Below are 19,074 nucleotides of genomic sequence, written 5' to 3'. Positions count from 1 at the left end.
CTCCCACCACAATCAACAGCCTCAGTGGCCACTTTCCATCAGAAGCAACGACCTCGGCGAGGTTGCTGGATGCCTACATATTCGGGTAGTTGGGTCCGCCGCCGCCTTCCGGCGCCACCCAGGTGATGTTCTGGGCCGGGTCCTTGATATCGCAGGTCTTGCAGTGCACGCAGTTCTGGAAGTTGATCTGGAACTGCGGCTTGCCGTCGTCCCCCTCGATCACCTCGTAGACCCCGGCCGGGCAGTAGCGCTGGGCAGGCTCGGCATAGGTCGGCAGGTTGTCGCGGATCGGAAGCTCACGGTCCGCCAGGCGCAGGTGGCAGGGCTGATCCTCCTCGTGGTTGGTGTTCGACAGGAACACCGAGGAGAGCTTGTCGAAGGAGAGCTTGCCGTCGGGCTTGGGGTAGTCGATCTTCTCGAATTCGGCGGCCGGCTTGAGCGCTGCGTGATCCGGCGTGGTGTCGTGGACGTTGGGCAGCTTGCCGCCGAGCAGCTGGTTGACGAAGTTGTAGGCGCCGCCGCCCACGGTACCGTACTTGTGGATCGCCGGGCCGAAGCTCGCGCTCTCCTTGAGCTCGGCGTAGGCCCAGCTCGCCTCCCACTTCTCGGTGAAGGCGGTCAGCTCGGCGCCCCCCTCGTCACCCCCCTTGATGGCTTCGAACACCGCCTCGGCGGCCACCAGGCCCGACTTCATGGCGGTGTGCAGCCCCTTGATCTTGGCGAAGTTGAGGGTGCCGGCGTCGCAGCCGATCAAGAGGCCACCCGGGAAGGTCATCTTCGGCAGGCAGTTGAGGCCGCCCTTGGTGATGGCGCGGGCGCCGTAGGCGATGCGCTTGCCGCCCGCGAGGTGCTTGGCCAGCACCGGATGGTGCTTCATGCGCTGGAACTCGTCGAAGGGCGAGAGCCAGGGGTTCTGGTAGGAGAGGTCCATGATCAGGCCCACCACCACCTGCTGGTTCTCGGCGTGGTAGAGGAACCAGCCACCGTGGGTGGACTTGTCCAGCGGCCAGCCGGAGCCGTGCAGCACCAGGCCGGGCTCGTGCTGCTCGGCGGGGATATCCCACAGCTCCTTCAGGCCGATGCCGTAGTGCTGGGGGTCGCGGCCGGCCGCCAGGTCATACTGCTGGATCAGGCGCTTGCCGATATGGCCGCGGGCGCCCTCGGCGAACAGGGTGTACTTGGCGCGCAGCTCCATGCCCGGCATGTAGCTGTCCTTGGGCTCGCCGTCGGCGCCCACGCCCATGTCGCCGATCAGGATGCCTTTGACCACCCCCTCCTCGACGATCGCCTCCTGGGCGGCGAAGCCGGGGAAGATCTCCACGCCCAGGCCCTCGGCCTGCTCGGCCAGCCAGCGGCACAGGTTGCCGGCGCTGATCACGTAGCGGGGCATGTCGCCGCCGGTGTTATGCATGCTCTTCGGCACCAGGGCGTTGGGCAGCTTCTGAGCCTTCTCGGCGTCCTTGAGCAGGTACACCTCGTCGCGGGTCGCCGGGGTGGTCAGCGGGGCGCCGCGCGCCTCCCAGTCGGGGAAGAGCTCGGCCAGGGCGCGGGGCTCGAAGACGGCGCCGGAGAGGATATGGGCGCCCACCTCGGAGCCCTTCTCCACCACGCATACCGAAAGCTCCTGCTCGGCCTCATTGGCCTGCTGCATCAGCCGGCACGCGGCGGCCAGGCCCGAGGGGCCGGCGCCGACGATGACCACATCGAACTCCATCGAATCGCGTTCTACCTGTTCCACCTGCTTCTCCTCCCTCGCTCCGCCTCCGCTGGCCTGCTACCAACGTCGACAGTAATTAAAACGGTCGTTTGCTTCTTGCCTGGCTCCATGATAGGCATAATAGCCGACTCAGGTCACCCCTTCGATGTGGATTAGGCGATGAGGGGGGGTGAAGAGAGGATTGTTGCCGGGCCATCGGCTATGGCACATTGGAAATGTTTATCCGTGCGGCGCCTATCAAACGCTCGCATGAATTTCGAACAAGGGCATGCCGGCCCGTTATAAGCGGCCCCAACAGGCGGAGGCCGGCGGTCAGCGTCGCGCCCAGTCACCAGGATGGTTCCATACTCGAAGAGCCAAGCGAGGACACCATGAAAGTACTCGTCGCGGTCAAACGCGTCATCGACTACAACGTCAAGATCCGGGTCAAGCCGGATCACTCCGACGTCGACCTCACCAACGTCAAGATGGCCATGAACCCCTTCTGCGAGATCGCCGTGGAAGAGGCGGTGCGCCTGAAGGAGAAGGGCGTGGCGACCGAGATCGTCGCCGTGACCATCGGCCCCAAGGCCGCCCAGGAGCAGCTGCGCACCGCGCTGGCGCTGGGTGCCGACCGCGCCATCCACGTCGAGACCGACGAGCGCGTCGAGTCCCTGGGCGCCGCCAAGGCGCTGGCCAAGCTGGTGGAAGAGGAGCAGCCGGGCCTTGTGATCCTCGGCAAGCAGGCCATCGACACCGACAACAACCAGACCGGCCAGATGCTCGCCGCCCTGACCGGCCTGCCCCAGGGCACCTTCGCCTCCGCCGTGGACGTGGATGGAGAGAAGGTACAGGTGACCCGCGAGGTCGACGGCGGCCTGCAGACCGTCGAGCTGACCCTGCCCGCCATCGTCACCACCGACCTGCGCCTCAACGAGCCGCGCTACGCCAAGCTGCCGGACATCATGAAGGCCAAGAAGAAGCCGCTGGACGTCAAGACCCCGGCGGATCTCGGCGTCGAGGTGGCCTCGAAGGTCAAGCTGCTCAAGGTCGAGCCGCCGGCCGAGCGCCAGGGCGGCGTCAAGGTGGGCTCCGTGGATGAGCTGGTCGACAAACTCAAGAACGAAGCCAAAGTGCTTTGATAGGAGCGGATCTCATGAGCATTCTGGTACTCGCTGAACATCACGACGGCGCCCTGGCCGGCGCCACCGCCCATGTGGTCGCCGCTGCTAAGGCCATCGGTGGCGATATCGACGTGCTGGTGGCAGGCGAGAACGTCGCCGCCATCGCCGAGGCCGCCGCCAGGCTGGACGGCGTCTCCCGCGTGCGCGTGGCCGACCACGCCGCCTACGCCCATCTGCTGGCCGAGCCCACCGCGGCGCTGCTCAACGAGCTGGCCGGCGATTACACTCACCTGCTGGCGGCCGCCTCCACCACCGGCAAGAACGTGCTGCCCCGCGTCGCCGCCCTGCGCGACGTCGCCCAGATCTCCGAGATCATCGCGGTGGAGTCCCCGGACACCTTCAAGCGCCCGATCTACGCCGGCAACGCCATCGCCACCGTGCAGAGCGAGGACGCCCTCAAGGTGATCACCGTGCGCACCACCGGCTTCGATGCCTGCCCTGATAGAGGGACCGAGGGTGGCAGCGCCGCCATCGAGGCGGTGGACCTGTCCTTCACGAAAGGGGCCGACAACGCCCAGTCCACCTTCCTCAAGGAGGAGCTGGCCAAGTCCGACCGCCCCGAGCTGGGTGCCGCCCGGGTGGTGATCTCCGGTGGCCGCGGCATGGGCAACGGCGAGAACTTCAAGCTGCTCGACGGCATCGCCGACAAGCTGGGCGCGGCCATCGGGGCCTCCCGCGCCGCAGTGGACGCTGGCTTCGTGCCCAATGACATGCAGGTGGGCCAGACCGGTAAGATCGTCGCGCCTGAGCTCTACATCGCCGTGGGCATTTCCGGTGCCATCCAGCACCTGGCCGGCATGAAGGACTCCAAGGTGATCGTCGCCATCAACAAGGACGAGGAGGCGCCGATCTTCCAGGTGGCTGACTATGGACTCGTGGCCGATCTCTTCGAGGCCCTGCCCGAGTTGGAAAGCAAGCTGTAAGCAAGAGAGCCTTGCTCTCGACAGGCGCATCGAACACACCGTTGCCGGCCCTCGAACGAGGGCCGGTTTTTTATGGGGCGTCGCCAGGATAAAATAGAGAATCATTTGCATTAATATCGCGGTTGATCTGGGCCATGGCAGAGCAGCGCGCCATGGGGGAAGATCACGCCAGTCGCTGTTTCGGGAGACGAGGGTGAACGAGCGCAGAGGAAGATCGATGGCGAGGCAGTGGGTCGGGTCCGCCTGCCTGTGCCTGACCCTGCTGATGACATCGGGCATGGCCAGCGGGGCATCGCCGGAGGAAACGGACCCGGGGGTCGAGCCAGGCGCCCTCGGCCCGGCCTTGCCGCTGGCCGCCGAGATGGCACGCAGCCTGGAGCGGCTGGAGGCCTTCATCGCTGGCGACCTGCCCTTTCTGGTCGAGCAGCGCCGGGCGCGGGTGGGTGATCTGCGCCAGGCGCTGGCCGCCGAGCCGCTGCTGGCCCATGAGCAGTGGGAGGGCCTGGTGGCCGCCTGGCGCCAGGAGCTCGCCTACGGGCGAGAGATCGACAGCTGGCGTGGACTGCTGGTGGGTAACGCGTCCCGGGAGGTGGACTACCTGCGACTGGGTCGGGTCGGGCTCTATTTCCTGAGCCCGGATGGTCGTGAAGGGGGCGTCTGGTCCCGCGCGGAGGCGGGCTGGCAGCCCCTTGATGCGGCCGCGCTGGCCGAGCTGCGCAAGGGGCTGGCCATTGCCCGCGAGCGGCGTGCCCCCGAGCTGCTGGCGCTGCCGGTCTCCCTGTTGCCTGAGGCCGAGGAGGCCGGCGCCCCCGCCAGCGTGCCGCTGCCCGGGACCCCGGTCGCCGAGGATGGCGGCGACGCCGAGCTGCTGGCGCGGGTGGATCGCCAGGCCGGCGAGCTGCGTGACGGCCTCGCCGAGAGCTGGCTGCGCCTGGGCAGCGGGCTCGAGCTGCCGGCGCGACCCTCACAGGAGGCGAGCGGCATCGAGGCGAGTGCGGAGCTGCTGCGTGGGCTGGAGGCCTGGACCGCGGAGAGCGGACGCTGGCGGCGCTTCGAGGCGCCGGTGGCCGACCTCGCGGGCCATATCGCGCCGCGCGAGGTTGCCCGCCTGGGCGACCTGATGGCCTTCGGCGGCGGCGATCTGCTGCGCCGCGGCACCGCCGAGAATGGCGATATACCGCGCCTGGCGGTGGTCGAAGGGCTCTCCGCCGAGCAACGCGCCCGCCTGGCGGCGGCCTGGTCCGGCGGCGAGGCGCTGCTGCTGGACCCCACCGCAGGCCGGCTGCTGGACGCCCTGTCGGCCCAGCCCACCCTGGTGGAGCGCTTCCACCAGGGTGGGGCCGTGGGCTACGTGGTAGTGACGCTGGGCGGGCTCGGCCTGTTCGCCGCGCTGCTGCAGTACACCTACCTGCTGGGGGTCACCCTGCGGCTGCGCCGCCAGTGCAGGACCCCCGAACGGCTGCGCGATGACAACCCCCTGGGGCGGGTGCTGGCACGCTTCGAGGCACTCCCCGATGGCCTGCCGCCCGAAGCGCTCGAGGCGCGCCTGGACGAGGCGCTGTTGGCAGAGCTGCCGCGTCTCGAGCGTGGCCAGGGGCTGGTCAAGCTGCTGGCCGCCGTGGCGCCACTGCTGGGCCTGCTCGGCACCGTCACCGGCATGATCGTCACCTTTCAGGCGATCACGGTGTTCGGCACCGGGGACCCGCAGCTGATGGCCGGCGGCATCAGCCAGGCGCTGGTCACCACGGTGCTGGGCCTGATCACTGCGGTGCCGCTGCTGTTCGCTCATACCGCCCTGGTCAGCCGCAGCCGACGCCTGGTGGGCCTGCTGGAGGGTCACGCCAGCGCGACCCTGGCCGACCACCTGGAGGCCCATTCCGCCCCCGCCAAGGCGTCGTCGCGAGAGTCCCATGCCCTTTCCGCCTGAGGCCTGGTGGGGCTGGACCGCGCCTCTTCAACGCCTGGTGGAGGCGGGCGGTGCCGTGCTGGTGGGCATCATGCTGGTGGCCGCGCTGCTCTTCGCCCTGACCCTGGAGCGCTGGTGGTACTTTCGGGTCACCTGGCGTGCGGAGCGCCGCGCCCTGCTGCGCCGCTGGTCGGCCCGTCGGGACCACGCGAGCTGGAGCGCGCGCACCCTGCGCGAGGCCTGGAGCCGCGAGCTGGTGGCTCGGCTGCACCGCCCCCTGCCGTGGATGAAGCTGCTGGTGGCGCTCTGTCCGCTGCTCGGCCTGCTGGGGACCGTGACCGGCATGATCGTGGTGTTCGACGGCCTGGCGCTCAGCGAGACCCACCAGGCGCGGGCCATGGCCGACGGGGTGGCCCGGGCCACCCTGCCCACCCTGACCGGCATGGCGGTGGCCGTGGCGGGCCTGCTGGCCACCACGCGCCTGGAAGTGATCATTCGGCGCGAGCGCCAGCGGCTGCATGACCGCCTGGCCCGTGCCGTCGAGGAGAGGGGAGAAGAGCAGGATGCGTAGACGCCGCCTGGAGGCCGACAGCGAGAGGCAGTGAAGTGAACCTCACGCCGATGCTCGACGTGGTCTTCATCATGCTGATCTTCTTCATCGTCACCACCAGCTTCATCAAGGAGAGCGGGGTGGAGATCGAGCGCCCCGACTCCAGCGCCGCGACCCCGAGGCCCGAGGCCCAGGTCATGGTGGCACTCACCGCGGAAGGGGCGGTGTGGGTCGACGGGCGCCCGGTGGACCTGCACCGGGTCGGCGCCGAGGTGGCCGGGCTGCTCGGCAGCGAGGGCGGCGTGGTGATCCAGGCCGACCGCCGTTCTACTACCGGACTGCTGGTGGAGGTGATGGACCGGCTGCGGGAGTCGGGCGTCGATGACGTGGCGGTGGCGGCCACCCGGGGCGGTCCATGATGCGGCTGGCCCTCTCGGGGCTCGGCGGTGCCGCCCTGGCCATGGGGCTGTTCTGGCTGCTGGCGCTGCTGGTGACGCCGCCGATGGAGGAGGTGGCGCCGCTGGAGGCAGCGATGCCGCTGCGGATGGCGTCGCTGGCGGAGAGCGACGAGCCGGGCGAGCCGGCACCCGAGGAGGTCGCCGACGCGCCGGCATTGCCCGCCGCGGCGGTCGATAGCGAGCCTGTCGAGAGCGACCCTGTCGATAGCGCCGCGGCCGAAGCGGCGCCTGTGCCCGCACCCGAGCCCGTACCCGAGCCCACGTCCGAGCCCAAGCCGGAGCCAGCGCCCGATCCCACGCCGGAGCCTGTGCCCGAACCGCAACCGCAGCCGCAGCCAGCGCCGGTCGCCGAGCCAGTCGAAGCGCCCGGGGCAGAGCAGGTCCGGGAGCGCAGGGCGGACGAGGAGCGTGGAGAGTTGGCGGTCGTCGATGGCGGACCGGTGGAGGTGGGGGAGGCAGTGCCGCTCAGCCGCGTGCCGCCCGGCTATCCGCGACGCGCCCAGCGTCGTGGGCTCGAGGGGCATGTGGAACTGGAGTTCCTGATTCGGCCCGATGGCAGCGTCGATCGTGCCAGCATCCGGGTGCTGGACGCCCGGCCGCGTCAGGTCTTCGAGGAGGCCGCCGAGGAGGCGGTAGGGCAGTGGCGCTTCGAGGCCGACGGCCGCCTGCGGCGCGCCCGTCAGCGACTCGAGTTCCAGCTGCGCTAGGGGCCTACAGTCGGCCGGCAAGCAGGGCGGTCAAGGCCTCGTCGCTGAGCACCAGGGGGTTGGTGGCCATGCTGCCGCCGCGGGCATGGTGGCGATCCCTGGCGTGGTGGGCATGACCCCTCACTATAGGGCCCCGCCTGGGCCGGGCCAACCGCCGGGTCAGCCGCCCGGCGGGGGCAGGCTCAGAGCGCGAGGTCGGTCCACACCGGGGCGTGGTCGGAGGGCCTCTCCATGCCGCGCAGGTCATAGTCGATGCCGGCGTCCACGACCCGCTCGGCCAGCGGTGCGGTGACCAGGATATGATCGATGCGCAGCCCGCGCCTGGGCTCGCGGTCGAAGCCCTTCGAGCGATAGTCGAACCAGCTGTAGCGGTCGTCCACTGCCGGGTAGCGCACCCGGTAGCTGTCGACGAGCCCCCAGGCCTTGATGCCGTCGAGCCACTCCCGCTCCACCGGCTGGAAGCTGGTCTTGCCCTCGCGCAGCCAGCGCTTGCGGTTGGCCTCGCCGATACCGATGTCGATCTCCTCGGGGGAGATGTTGAAGTCGCCCATCACCGCGAGGCGCTCGTCGGGGCGGTGCTGCGTCTCCAGCAGTCGCCTGAGCTGGGCGTAGAACTCGCGCTTGTGGGGAAACTTCACCGGATGGTCAAGGTTCTCCCCCTGGGGGAAGTAGCCGTTCCACACCGTCAGCGCCTCGCCGTCGGCCAGCACCAGGCGCGCGCCGATCATGCGCCGCTGGGCCTCCTCGCCATCGTCGGGAAAGCCGTAGTGGACCGCCTCGGGCTCGCCGCACTGGCCGGCGTCGATCATCAGCGCCACCCCGTAGTGCCCCTTCTGGCCGTGAAAGAACACTCGGTAGCCCAGCGCCTCCACCGCCTCGCGGGGAAACTCGCTGTCCTGGACCTTGGTCTCCTGCAGGCCGATCACCGCCGGGCGCGGGGTGGCCACCAGCGCCTCGAGCTGGTGGAGCCGGGCGCGAATGCCGTTGATGTTGAAGGACACCAGGCGCATCAGCTCTGCGGACCTCCCTGCTCGGGGGGCTCGGTCTGCGGTTCGGGGTGGATGGCGATGCTCTCGCCGCTCTCCTGGCGGGCCAGCTTGCGGGCGGCCTGGAGCTTGCGCTGCTGGCGCTTCTTCTGGGTGTAGCGGGTCGACGAGGTAACCTGGTCGGGATTCTCGTGGCGCCATTTCTTGTAGTCCTTGCGCCGACCGGTGCGGATGGTCACCTTGTCGGCGAGCGAACGGGTCTTCTTGCGACGGGTCATGGATCAACTCCTCTGGTCTGGCGCGCATTCTACCAGTCCCGCCGCGCCTACCACAGGCGAAGCGCTCACGAGACGCGCCCTTCGTCGCATTGGCTGTTACAATGCGCGTTTGTGTCATGCACTCAACCACCCAAACGGACAGACAGCAGCCTATGAGCGAGTCGGATCAGATCAACGCACCGGCCCAGGATCACAAGCCCAAGCGTCGTCGTCGCAAGCCGCGGCGCCGCAACGCCTCCGGCTGGGACCTGCGCCAGTTCCAGGTGCCTGCCGTGGCAGGCAAGTGGCGCTTCCATGACTTCGATCTGCCGCTGCCGCTGATGCATGCCATTCATGCCCTGGGCTTCGAGTACTGCACCCCGATCCAGGCCGAGGCGCTGACCCACACCCTGCTGGGCGGCGACGTGGTCGGCAAGGCCCAGACCGGCACCGGCAAGACCGCCGCCTTCCTGATCTCGATCCTCGCCTACTTCCTCGAGGAGGAGGCGCCGAACGCCCAGAAGCCCGGCGCCCCGCGGGCCCTGATCGTCGCCCCGACCCGGGAGCTGGCCCTGCAGATCGAGAAGGACGCCAGGGCCCTGGCCCGCTTTACCGACCTCAAGGTGGCCAGCGTCGTCGGCGGCATGGACTACCAGAAGCAGCGGGAAGCCCTGGGCGGCCGGCTCGACCTGCTGGTGGCCACCCCCGGCCGCCTGCTCGACTTCCACCAGAAGCGCGACGTCGACCTGACCCAGGTCGAGGTGCTGGTGCTCGACGAAGCCGACCGCATGCTCTCCATGGGCTTCATCCCGGACGTCAAGCGCATCATCCGCCACACTCCGAAGAAGGAGGAGCGTCAGACCTTCCTCTTCTCGGCCACCTTCACCGAGGACATCCTCAACCTTGCCAGCCAGTGGACCCATGAGCCGACCCACGTCGAGATCGCGGTCACGGTGGAGAATGCCGCCGATATCGACCAGCGGGTCTACCTGGTCAGCGACGCCGACAAGCAGCGTCTGCTGGTCAACCTGCTCGGGCAAGAGAGCTTCGACCGAGTGATGGTGTTTGGCAACCGCCGCGACCTGGTACGCAAGCTCGACGAGCTGCTGACCAAGGCCGGCATCAACGCCGCCATGCTCTCCGGCGATGTGCCCCAGAACCAGCGCATCTCCACCCTCGAGAAGTTCCGCGAAGGCGAGATCCAGGTGCTGGTGGCCACCGACGTGGCCGGCCGCGGCATCCATATCGAGGATGTCAGCCACGTGATCAACTACACCCTGCCGGAAGACCCGGAGGACTACGTTCACCGCATCGGCCGCACCGGCCGCGCCGGCGCCAAGGGGGTCTCGATCAGCTTCGTCGGTGAGGAGGACGCCTTCTCGCTCCCCGAGATCGAGCGCTTCATCGGCGACAAGCTGCCCTGCGAGCATCCGCCCGAAGGCCTGCTCTGAGCCCATGCTCGACGAGGCCCTGAAGGGGGAGATCCAGGCCGCTTACCGCCGCGTGCTCGAGGGCCTCGAGCTGACGCCCCGCTATGGCCAGCGGCTGATGATCGCCGAGATCGCCCGCACCCTGGGGGGGATCGAGGCCGACGAGGCCGGCAAGCGGGTCAGCGACGAGCACGTCTGCGTGCTCGAGGCCGGCACCGGCACCGGCAAGACCCTGGCCTACCTGCTGGCCGCGCTGCCGGTGGCCAAGGCCCGCGGCAAGCGGCTGGTGGTGGCCACCGCCACCGTCGCCCTCCAGGAGCAGGTGCTGCACCAGGATCTGCCCGCCCTCAAGGCCCACAGCGGCATCGACTTCGGCTATGCCCTGGCCAAGGGGCGCGGCCGCTACGTCTGCGTGGCGCGCCTCGATCAGGTCCTCGAGGGCGTCGAGGAAAATCCCACCCTGTCGCTCTTCGAGCGCGAGATCGCCAGCGGCGGCGACGACTTCCAGGCCCTGGCCCAGTCGCTGGGCGAGGCCTACGGCAACGGCCGCTGGGCCGGCGATCGCGACAGCTGGCCCGAGGCCATCGAGGACACCCACTGGCGCCGGCTCACCGTCGACCACCGCCAGTGCACCAACCGCCGCTGCGGTCACTTCGGGGCCTGCGCCTTCTTCCGCGCCCGGCGCGACCTGGAGCAGGCCGACATCATCGTCGCCAACCACGACCTGGTGCTGGCCGACCTCTCCCTCGGCGGTGGCGTGGTGCTGCCCAACCCCGGCGACTGCATCCACGTCTTCGACGAGGGCCACCACCTGCCCGACAAGGCGCTCAACCACTTCACCCATCGCTTCGCCGTGGGCGGCGCCCTGGGCTGGCTGCGCACCCTGAAGAAGTCGCTGACCGAGCTCAATGCCGCGCTCGCCGTGCAGCCGACCCTGGCGCGGCTGCTGGCCACGCTGCCCCCGGCCATCGAGGCGCTGGAGCCGAAGCTCGGCGAGGCCTTCGCCCTGGGCCACCAACTGGCCGGGCGTCCCGAGGGGCTCGCCGACGGCGAGGAGGCCCGTCAGCACCGCTTCGAGATGGGCCGTGCCCCGGAGGCGCTTCGCGAGCTGGCCGGGGCCCTGCTGGTCATCTTCGCCGAGCTCGCGCGGACCCTGGAGAGCATGGCCGATATCCTGCGCGAGAGCCTCGACCCGGAGAAGCATACCGGGCTGCCGAAAGAGCAGGCCGAGGCGTGGCTGCCGCTGGTGGCGCTGCTGCACGGTCGCGCCCTGGAGGCCCACGCCCTGTGGCAGGCCTTCAGCGAGAGCGACCCCGAGGGCGAGCCCCCGCGGGCGCGCTGGCTGACCCTGGAGCGCTTCGGGGCCGACCCGGAGCTGAGCTTCTCGGCCAGCCCCGTCTCGGCGGCCCATACCCTGGCAAAGAGCCTGTGGGGCGCCACCTTCGGCGCCGTGGTCACCTCGGCCACCCTCACCGCGCTCGGGCGCTTCGAGCGGCTGCAGGAGCGCGCGGGGCTCGCCAATCGCTACCGTTACCAGCGCCTGCCGAGCCCCTTCGACTACTCCCGGGCAGTGCTCAGCGTACCCCGGGAGGCCGTGGACCCGGCCGACCGCGAGGGCCATGAGCGCGCCATCGTGGACTTCGTCCAGGCGCTGGGGGACAAAGAGGCGGTACTGATGCTGTTCTCCTCCCGGGCGCAGCTGCGCGCAGTGGAGAAGGCGCTGCCCAAGGCCCTGGGCGAGCGGGTGCTGGCCCAGGATCGGCTGCCCAAGCGCGAGCTGATCACCCGGCACCGGGCGCGGGTCGATGCGGGGGAGGGCAGCATCATCTTCGGCCTGGCCAGCTTCGCCGAGGGGATCGACCTGCCCGGCGACTACCTCACCCACGTGGTGATCACCCGGCTGCCCTTCGCGGTCCCCGACGACCCGGTGGGGGCGACGCTCGCCGAGTGGATCGAGAGTCGTGGCGGCAACCCCTTCATGCGCATCAGCGTGCCGGACGCCTCCATCAAGCTGGTGCAGGCCTGTGGCCGGCTGATCCGCAAGGAGCAGGACAGCGGCCGCATCACCCTGCTCGACCGGCGCGTGCTGACCCGCCGCTACGGCCGGGCCCTGCTCGACGCCCTGCCACCCTTCGTGCGCGAGATCGACGGCGTCCGCCAGTAGGGCGCAGGGAACACGCAAGCGGGCCCGCCAACTGGCGGGCCCGCTTGCGTTCTGGAAGCGCCGCGACTAGGCAGTCTGTGCCGCCTCGAGCCGCTTGGCCAGCGCCGGGGCGAGCTTCTCGTTCATCGCCTTGAAAGCGCGCTCGGTGGCATCCCAGTCGATGCAGGCATCGGTGATGGAGACGCCGTACTGCAGCTGGTTGAGGTCCTCGGGCACCTTCTGGGCGCCCCAGCCGATGTTCGACTCCACCATCAGGCCGATGATCGAGCGGTTGCCCTCGAGGATCTGGTTGGTGACATTCTCCAGCACCAGGGGCTGCAGCGCCGGGTCCTTGTTGGAGTTGGCGTGGGAGCAGTCGATCATGATGTTGGGCTTGATGCCGGCCTTCTTGAGCTCCTGCTCGGCCAGGGCCACGCTGACGCTGTCGTAGTTGGGCTTGCCGTTGCCGCCGCGCAGCACCACGTGGCCGTAGGCATTGCCGCGGGTGCGGATGATCGCCACCCGGCCGGCATAGTCGATGCCCAGGAAGTTGTGCGGGTGGGCCACCGACTGCAGGGCGTTGACCGCCACCTCCAGGCTGCCGTCGGTGCCGTTCTTGAAGCCGACCGGGCAGGAGAGGCCGGAGGACATCTCGCGGTGGGTCTGGGACTCGGTGGTGCGCGCCCCGATGGCCGACCAGCTGATGCAGTCCTGGATGTACTGCGGCGAGATCGGGTCCAGCGCCTCGGTGGCCAGTGGCAGGCCCATCTCGGCCAGCTCCACCAGCAGCCGGCGGGCGATGTGCAGGCCCTCCTCGATCTCGAAGGAGCCGTTGAGGTGCGGGTCGTTGATCAGGCCCTTCCAGCCCACGGTGGTGCGCGGCTTCTCGAAGTAGACCCGCATCACGATGTAGAGGCTCTCCTTGACCTCGTCGGCCAGGCGGCGCAGGCGGCGGGCGTAGTCGAGGGCGGCATCCACATCGTGGATGGAGCAGGGGCCCACCACCACCAGCAGGCGGGGATCCTCGCCGTCGAGGATGCGCTGGATGGTCTCGCGCCCTTCGATGACGGTGCGCTCGGCGGCCTCGGTGAGGGGGATCTCCTGCTTCAGGGCCTCGGGAGTGATAAGGACGTCCTGGGAGAGGACGTTGAGGTTGCTGACCTGCTGATCTGTCATTCGGCTACCTGTGTGTCGTGTCTGCGCTGATGGCCCGGGGGCGAGGGAGAGTTTTTCCCCCTACTATACACCGGTGGGGCCGCATCAGATCAATCACGGAACCCCCGCCGGGGCCTGGTGGTCACAGCGCGGTTCGTCCTGTCGATGTCGCGATGACCCGCCCCGGGTTGATGGATGGCCAGGAAAAGGGAACACTTGTGCGACTTTGGGCTACGGCCTTGGATCTTTTGCTGCCCCTTCAGGGCTTCGGGTTGATGCCATGCACGCACTCTTGAACATGACCGCCGCTCCCCGAGCGCACTCGTCACGCTCTCCTCGCCGTCTGTCGGGGAGGCCGTGAATGGGTGCCAGGGAGACCGACCAGCAGCTCGTCGAGCGCGCCCAGAAGGGCGACAACCAGGCCTTTGACCTGCTGGTGAGGAAGTACCAACACAAGATCATCGGGCTGATCGGGCGCTACGTCCACGACCATGCCGAGGTGCAGGACGTGGCCCAGGAGGCCTTCATCAAGGCCTACCGGGCACTGGGCAAGTTTCGCGCCGAGAGCGCCTTCTATACCTGGATGTATCGCATCGCCATCAACACCGCCAAGAACCACCTGGTCTCCCGAGGGCGCCGTCCGCCGGGCAGCGACCTGGATATCGTGGATGCCGAGATCGTCGACCGCAGCGGACGCCTGGCGGATTCCGAGACGCCGGAGGCGGCCATGGCCCGCGACCAGCTCGAGGCGGCGGTCTTCGAGGCGATCGACAATCTGCCCGATGACCTGCGCACGGCGATCACCCTGCGTGAGCTCGAGGGGCTCTCCTACGAGGATATCGCCAACATCATGCAGTGCCCGGTGGGCACGGTGCGTTCGCGGATCTTTCGTGCCCGGGAGGCGGTAGATCAGCATATCCAGCCGCTGGTCACCACCTCGCGCAACCGCGAGGCCGTGGAGGAGTAGGGGCGAGTGCACACTTTTTGCCGATTGGCTGAACTGTCCGCCGCCTTTGACGTCAGAAGCTGTGTTCGATCCGCCTGCCAGGCGGAGATCGCGTCGGCATTCCCGGCCCATTCCGGGAATGCCGATTCCAGGCTGAAATCGAGGGAGCAGGGCGGAGCGTCCTGCCACTGTAGAGGGTGTTGAGAATGAGTCAGAACGCACGGGAGTCGCTTTCTGCCCTGATGGATAACGAGGGGGACGAGCTGGAGCTGCGCCGAGTGCTCAAGGCGCTGGAGGCCTCCCCCGACGCCGCCGAGGCGTGGCGGCGTTACCACCTGATGCGCAGCCTGATGCGTCGGGAACCCGATATCGACGTCACCACCGATCTCTCCGCCGGCATCATGGCACGCCTCAAGGACGAGCAGCCGCCCCAGATGGAGGCTGCTGCGCCCACCGCCCGCCGCTCGTTGCCCTTCGCGCGCAGCGCCGGCATCGCCGCCGCGGTGTCGCTGATGGTCATCACCGGCGTGCAGTTCTACGGGGGCGGCGGCTCCGATGGTACTCAGCCGAGTGTCGCCGGCGGCAGCGCCGCTCAGCCGGCACCCGCCAGCCTGGCGGCCGGCGAGAGTGCCGCGCGTCCCTCGCTGGTCGACCTGCCCCTCTTCCAGCTGCCTCAGGGCGCCGGACAGGGGCTGATGACCGTGGGGGCCGGCGCTGACGCCTCCCCCATGTTCATGGCGCCGGGGCAGCGTCAGTCGCTGCTCGCCGACGAGGAGCAGGCCCGCCTGCTGCAGTCCTACCTGGATCGCCACGCCGAGGGGGCCGCCTACCGCAGCGGCGATACCTGGATGCCGCTGCTGCGCGCCTCCGGCGCCGACGGCCTCGGTCAGCGCTGAGCGAGGCGGGGTGACGATGAGTGCGTCACGCCTGTGCCTCCTCGCCGCGAGCTGCCTGAGTGGCCTGCTGTTCAGCAGCGCCCTGATGGCCGCCCCGATGGCAGAGACCAATGGACCCGGGGAGGAAGCCTTCGATTGCCGGAGCCTGGCCGAGGCCGAGGCCCCCGAGACGGCCCGGCAGTGGCTCGAGCGCAGCCTGTGGGCGGGCCACTGCTACCTCTACGATGCCCATGCCGTGCGCATCGGCCACGATGGCGTGCGTACCCTGACCCTCAGCCATGATGTGCGTGATGGCATCGAGCGGGGCGTGGCCAGCTACCTCGACGGGCCGCCCATGGTGTTCGAACGCCGCGGGCGCGTCGGTCGCCTGGGTGGGTCGGGGGAGGGCGGCGAGGCGCTGCCGTCCCCGGCTGGGATCGCCGAGCGGGTCGACGGCCTCTATCGCCTGCAGCTCGGTGGCGAGGAGCGCATCGCCAACCGCCGCGTCCTGCGCCTGGATATCGCCCCCCTGGACAGTTTCCGCTTCGGGCATCGGCTGTGGCTCGATCAGGCCACCGGCCTGACGCTCAAGCAGTCGCTGCTCGACGAGACCGGGCGCCCCCTTGAGACCTTTCAGCTGACGGCGCTGGAGCGTCCCCGCCTCTATCAGGGCGAGGTGCGTCTCGACCGCCTGCGCGAAGCCCCGGCAGACCCCTGGCGGCTGGGCTGGCTGCCCGACGGCTTCGCCCCCCAGCCGGCGGATACCCGCAGTGCCCGCCACGGCGAAGGCGTGATTCACCGCCTCTACAGCGATGGGCTCGCCACCCTCAGCCTGTTCGTGGCGCCCATCGGCGAGGTGGAGCTGCTGGCGCCGGGTCTGCATCGCCTGGGCGTCTCCAACGCTGCGGTGCGCCATCGCGAACTGGGTGGCGAGCCGCGCCAGCTGGTCGTGATGGGCGAGCTGCCGCCCCGGGTGCTGCTGCGGGTTGCCGACAGCCTGGCGTGGGAGGCCCCCTGATGGGGGGCTTGTGAAGGCCGCCCATCGCCCCTATCTGCCTGTTGTGCCATGACCCTCATCGCCAACCGACATCATGGATATCCGTCGTTCGATCCATCGCAGGAGCCCTTCATGAAGCGCATGATCCGACCCCTTTCCCTGTGGATGCTGCTCGCCGCGACCCTGCTGGCCTGGCAGTCGGCCTCGGCCCGGGGGCTGCCCGACTTCACCGAGCTGGTGGAGGAGGCCGCTCCTGGCGTCGTCAACATCTCCACCACGCGAACGGTGCAGAGCCGCGACAACCCCTTGCAGGGCTTCGGCGGTCAGGAGCTGCCGGAGATCTTCCGCCACTTCTTCGGCGACCGTTTCCCGGCGCCGCCCAGCGGTCCGGCGCCCGGGCGTCCCCAGGAGCGCCAGTCACTGGGCTCCGGCTTCATCATCAGCGATGACGGCTACATCCTCACCAATGCCCACGTGGTGGACGGCGCCGACGAGATCCTGGTCCGCCTCAGCGATCGCCGCGAGCTCCAGGCCGAGCTGGTGGGCAGTGACGAGCGCACCGATGTGGCGCTGCTCAAAGTGGACGGCGAGGACCTGCCTACCCTCAAGCTGGGCAACTCCGATACCCTTCGGGTGGGCGAGTGGGTGGCCGCCATCGGCTCGCCCTTCGGCTTCGACCACTCGGTGACCGCCGGCATCATCAGCGCCATCGACCGCACCCTGCCCAGGGATGCCTATGTGCCCTTCATCCAGACCGATGTCGCCATCAACCCGGGCAACTCCGGCGGCCCGCTGTTCAACCTGGACGGCGAGGTGATCGGCATCAACTCCCAGATCTTCACCCGCAGCGGCGGCTTCATGGGGCTCTCGTTTGCCATTCCCATCAACGTCGCCATGGACGTGGCCGACCAGCTGCGCGATGACGGCCAGGTGCGCCGCGGCTGGCTCGGGGTGATGATCCAGCCGGTCTCCCGGGACCTGGCCGAATCCTTCGGCATGGACAGCCCCAGCGGGGCGCTGATCGCCGACCTGGACCCCGAGGGCCCGGCCGCCCGCGATGGCCTGCAGGCCGGCGATGTCATCCTCGAGGTGGACGGCAGCCGCGTGCACGACTCCAGCACCCTGCCGCGCCTGATCGGCCGCACCGCGCCGGGCAGCGAGGTGGAGCTCGAACTGATGCGCGACGGCCAGCGTCGCCAGCTCACCGTCACCGTGGGTGACTGGCCCGACGCCGAGCGGGCCACCGCCAGCCGCCCACAGGAGAGTCGCCAGGCCCGCCTGGGTATCTCGGTGGGCGAGCTCGAGCGCGCCGAGCGTGAACAGATCGGCATCGAGGGCGGCGTGCGGGTGCGCGAGGTCGACCCCGACGGTGCCGCCGCCGCGGCCGGTATCCGCCCCGGCGACATCCTGGTCAGCATCGACCATCGGGCCGTCACCGGCGCCTCCCAGCTGGTCGAGCTGGTCAGCGAGCTGCCCGCCGATCGTGCCGTGCCGGTGCGGCTCTTCCGCGATGGCCGCTCGCTGTTCGTGGCCCTGCGCCTGGCCGGCGACTGAGTCCTTCCACGGCGCCACCCGAACCCGGCGGCCATGGCCGCCGGGTTCGCTGTATCTGGCCGCTTGACCAGCACCTGGCGCGTGGAGGGGCAGGGTGGGCTGGTGATGCTTTTTTCTTTACTCAGCAGGGAGATAGTGTGGAGAGGGGCGGCTGGCGATAGCGCTTGACATATGGTGCTGTGGTAGCATTTACGGATCAGCTAACAGGAGGCATCATGGCTATAGAGCCAACAGGCTACCCAGCTATCGAGCCCAATACAGCATTGGGGCGTGCCCTTGTAGACTTCTTTGATGTTCTTGAGCCGGTATACGCGAGCGGTGAGCATGGCGTTTTCCAAGTGATTGTATTTGGCGGGTGTGCCGTCCATATTCATACGCAGTCACGTGGCAGTGCTGATATTGACGCTGAGGTCGCTTCTCACGGCCATGCTGATAAATCCGAGATTATTGCCCTCCTGGGTGAAGATGCCTATGTCTTCTCTGATGAGGAGGGTGTTTCGCAGATGCTGGAGCTCGATCTCAGCTTCAATACGACGCTATCCCCATTGCATGAGGATTACGAGGACCGAGTCGTTCGGCTAGTGACACAAAGCAGTGTTCCGAACGTGGAGGTATATGTAGCCAGCGCCATCGACGTGGCAATCTCCAAGCTTGGCCGATTTGGTGAGCGAGATCAGCATGATATTCAATCTTTACTTCGTCTTCCTCATGTCGATATCGTCGAATTCGAACGGTTGGCTCGTGAGGCCATCGGTTACTATGTCGGCGACCATACTCGAATACTGGGAAACCTAAGCATTGTGCTGGACGACTATCACCACAGTGAGGGTCAGTCATGATGGTCTCTTTCAAACGCAAACGGCTGTATCGCGTCGGCTCTCGTCCGCTAGAGGTGGCGGTCGATGACGTGAAGGCACTGGCTGAAGCCGTCTGGTACCGCGGCTATCGTCCGACGCGGGTGGAACTGGAGCAGCTGCGTGGCGTGATGTCACGAGAGGAGTTCCAGAGGGCGCTTTGTGTGCTGGAACTGCTCAGTCAGTATCCAGTGTGCCGCCGCGAGACCGCACGACATCTACAGCAGCTCGCCCGGTACTTTCATAGGGAGCTGCTTGGAAACGACGACACGCCGGTACAGGGGCGCTACTCCCCCAGCAAGCGTTGGGGCTTGAATGATGCCACTGGCCCCTTGCGCAAGGCACTGTTGCCGCTGCAGACCCGTACCTACGCTGACGCCACGGGCCACCAACACGGCCTCAGCGCCTGAGTGCTGGGGAAGTGTTCAGGCCTTCCCCATGACCCCGTCAAAT

Annotated in this window: 17 protein-coding genes and 1 pseudogene; 14 read left to right on the top strand and 4 right to left on the bottom strand. The window is 68.5% G+C overall.

Features of this window, described 5'->3' with window-relative positions:
- Positions 1-73: 73 nt before the first annotated feature.
- The gene (locus B6N23_RS03640) at positions 74-1,738 is read right to left on the bottom strand and encodes an electron transfer flavoprotein-ubiquinone oxidoreductase (RefSeq protein ID WP_305501943.1); all 1,665 of its coding nucleotides are present in this window, start codon (positions 1,736-1,738) and stop codon (positions 74-76) included.
- Between the two features lie 350 nt (positions 1,739-2,088).
- Here B6N23_RS03640 and B6N23_RS03635 point away from each other — a divergent pair, with 350 nt between their 5' ends.
- From B6N23_RS03635 to B6N23_RS03610, 6 genes and pseudogenes are all read left to right on the top strand, one after another.
- On the top strand, positions 2,089-2,838 hold the full coding sequence (locus B6N23_RS03635) for an electron transfer flavoprotein subunit beta/FixA family protein (protein ID WP_305501941.1): 750 nt from the start codon (positions 2,089-2,091) through the stop codon (positions 2,836-2,838).
- 14 nt (positions 2,839-2,852) lie between these two features.
- Positions 2,853-3,803 (top strand): electron transfer flavoprotein subunit alpha/FixB family protein, encoded by a 951-nt coding sequence (locus tag B6N23_RS03630; protein WP_305501938.1) that lies wholly within the window; start codon positions 2,853-2,855, stop codon positions 3,801-3,803.
- A gap of 217 nt (positions 3,804-4,020) precedes the next feature.
- Entirely contained in the window at positions 4,021-5,730 is a 1,710-nt protein-coding gene (locus tag B6N23_RS03625) for a DUF3450 family protein (protein WP_305501936.1), read from the top strand.
- Complete coding sequence (locus tag B6N23_RS03620) at positions 5,714-6,280, top strand: MotA/TolQ/ExbB proton channel family protein (protein WP_305501934.1); 567 nt, start codon at positions 5,714-5,716, stop codon at positions 6,278-6,280. The genes B6N23_RS03625 and B6N23_RS03620 overlap by 17 nt, the downstream gene beginning before the upstream one ends.
- Positions 6,273-6,678, top strand: a pseudogene (locus tag B6N23_RS03615) (ExbD/TolR family protein). Before B6N23_RS03620 ends, B6N23_RS03615 begins: the two are co-directional and overlap by 8 nt.
- Positions 6,675-7,424 carry an energy transducer TonB gene (locus B6N23_RS03610; RefSeq protein ID WP_305501932.1) on the top strand — a complete coding sequence of 250 codons (750 nt, stop codon included), beginning with the start codon at positions 6,675-6,677 and terminating at the stop codon, positions 7,422-7,424. The pseudogene B6N23_RS03615 and the gene B6N23_RS03610 overlap by 4 nt, the downstream one beginning before the upstream one ends.
- A gap of 182 nt (positions 7,425-7,606) precedes the next feature.
- On the opposite strand, the gene xthA is transcribed toward B6N23_RS03610, so the two are convergent.
- Positions 7,607-8,434, bottom strand: a complete 828-nt coding sequence (gene xthA / locus B6N23_RS03605; RefSeq protein ID WP_305501929.1) for an exodeoxyribonuclease III — start codon at positions 8,432-8,434, stop codon at positions 7,607-7,609.
- Positions 8,434-8,688: a hypothetical protein gene (locus B6N23_RS03600; RefSeq protein WP_305501926.1), complete on the bottom strand. Its 255-nt coding sequence runs from the start codon at positions 8,686-8,688 to the stop codon at positions 8,434-8,436. Before B6N23_RS03600 ends, xthA begins: the two co-directional genes overlap by 1 nt.
- A 152-nt stretch (positions 8,689-8,840) precedes the next feature.
- Here B6N23_RS03600 and rhlB point away from each other — a divergent pair, with 152 nt between their 5' ends.
- Positions 8,841-10,118 (top strand): ATP-dependent RNA helicase RhlB, encoded by a 1,278-nt coding sequence (rhlB, locus tag B6N23_RS03595; protein ID WP_305501924.1) that lies wholly within the window; start codon positions 8,841-8,843, stop codon positions 10,116-10,118.
- Between the two features lie 4 nt (positions 10,119-10,122).
- On the top strand, positions 10,123-12,261 hold the full coding sequence (gene dinG, locus B6N23_RS03590) for an ATP-dependent DNA helicase DinG (protein WP_305501922.1): 2,139 nt from the start codon (positions 10,123-10,125) through the stop codon (positions 12,259-12,261).
- A gap of 66 nt (positions 12,262-12,327) precedes the next feature.
- Here the strand turns inward: dinG and B6N23_RS03585 are convergent, their stop codons facing one another.
- Positions 12,328-13,416 (bottom strand): 3-deoxy-7-phosphoheptulonate synthase, encoded by a 1,089-nt coding sequence (locus B6N23_RS03585; protein WP_305501920.1) that lies wholly within the window; start codon positions 13,414-13,416, stop codon positions 12,328-12,330.
- Between the two features lie 340 nt (positions 13,417-13,756).
- Between B6N23_RS03585 and rpoE the strand changes: the two genes are divergently transcribed.
- The 6 genes from rpoE to B6N23_RS03555 all read left to right on the top strand — a co-directional run bounded on the left by rpoE (position 13,757) and on the right by B6N23_RS03555 (position 19,031).
- Positions 13,757-14,362 carry an RNA polymerase sigma factor RpoE gene (gene rpoE / locus B6N23_RS03580; protein WP_305501918.1) on the top strand — a complete coding sequence of 202 codons (606 nt, stop codon included), beginning with the start codon at positions 13,757-13,759 and terminating at the stop codon, positions 14,360-14,362.
- Between the two features lie 185 nt (positions 14,363-14,547).
- Positions 14,548-15,237 carry a sigma-E factor negative regulatory protein gene (locus B6N23_RS03575; protein WP_305501915.1) on the top strand — a complete coding sequence of 230 codons (690 nt, stop codon included), beginning with the start codon at positions 14,548-14,550 and terminating at the stop codon, positions 15,235-15,237.
- Positions 15,238-15,253: 16 nt separating this feature from the next.
- A complete protein-coding gene (locus B6N23_RS03570; RefSeq protein WP_305501912.1) occupies positions 15,254-16,234 on the top strand; it encodes a MucB/RseB C-terminal domain-containing protein in 981 nt (326 codons plus the stop codon).
- A 111-nt stretch (positions 16,235-16,345) separates the two neighbouring features.
- Positions 16,346-17,767 carry a DegQ family serine endoprotease gene (locus B6N23_RS03565; protein WP_305501910.1) on the top strand — a complete coding sequence of 474 codons (1,422 nt, stop codon included), beginning with the start codon at positions 16,346-16,348 and terminating at the stop codon, positions 17,765-17,767.
- Positions 17,768-17,982: 215 nt separating this feature from the next.
- Positions 17,983-18,606 carry a DUF6036 family nucleotidyltransferase gene (locus tag B6N23_RS03560; RefSeq protein WP_169958026.1) on the top strand — a complete coding sequence of 208 codons (624 nt, stop codon included), beginning with the start codon at positions 17,983-17,985 and terminating at the stop codon, positions 18,604-18,606.
- Positions 18,603-19,031: a hypothetical protein gene (locus B6N23_RS03555; protein ID WP_119022218.1), complete on the top strand. Its 429-nt coding sequence runs from the start codon at positions 18,603-18,605 to the stop codon at positions 19,029-19,031. Before B6N23_RS03560 ends, B6N23_RS03555 begins: the two co-directional genes overlap by 4 nt.
- Positions 19,032-19,074 lie beyond the last annotated feature (43 nt).

It is taken from the genome of Halomonas alkalicola (genome assembly GCF_030704205.1).
Classification (GTDB): Bacteria; Pseudomonadota; Gammaproteobacteria; order Pseudomonadales; family Halomonadaceae; genus Halomonas; species Halomonas alkalicola.
This window is presented reverse-complemented; position numbering and strand designations above follow the sequence as displayed.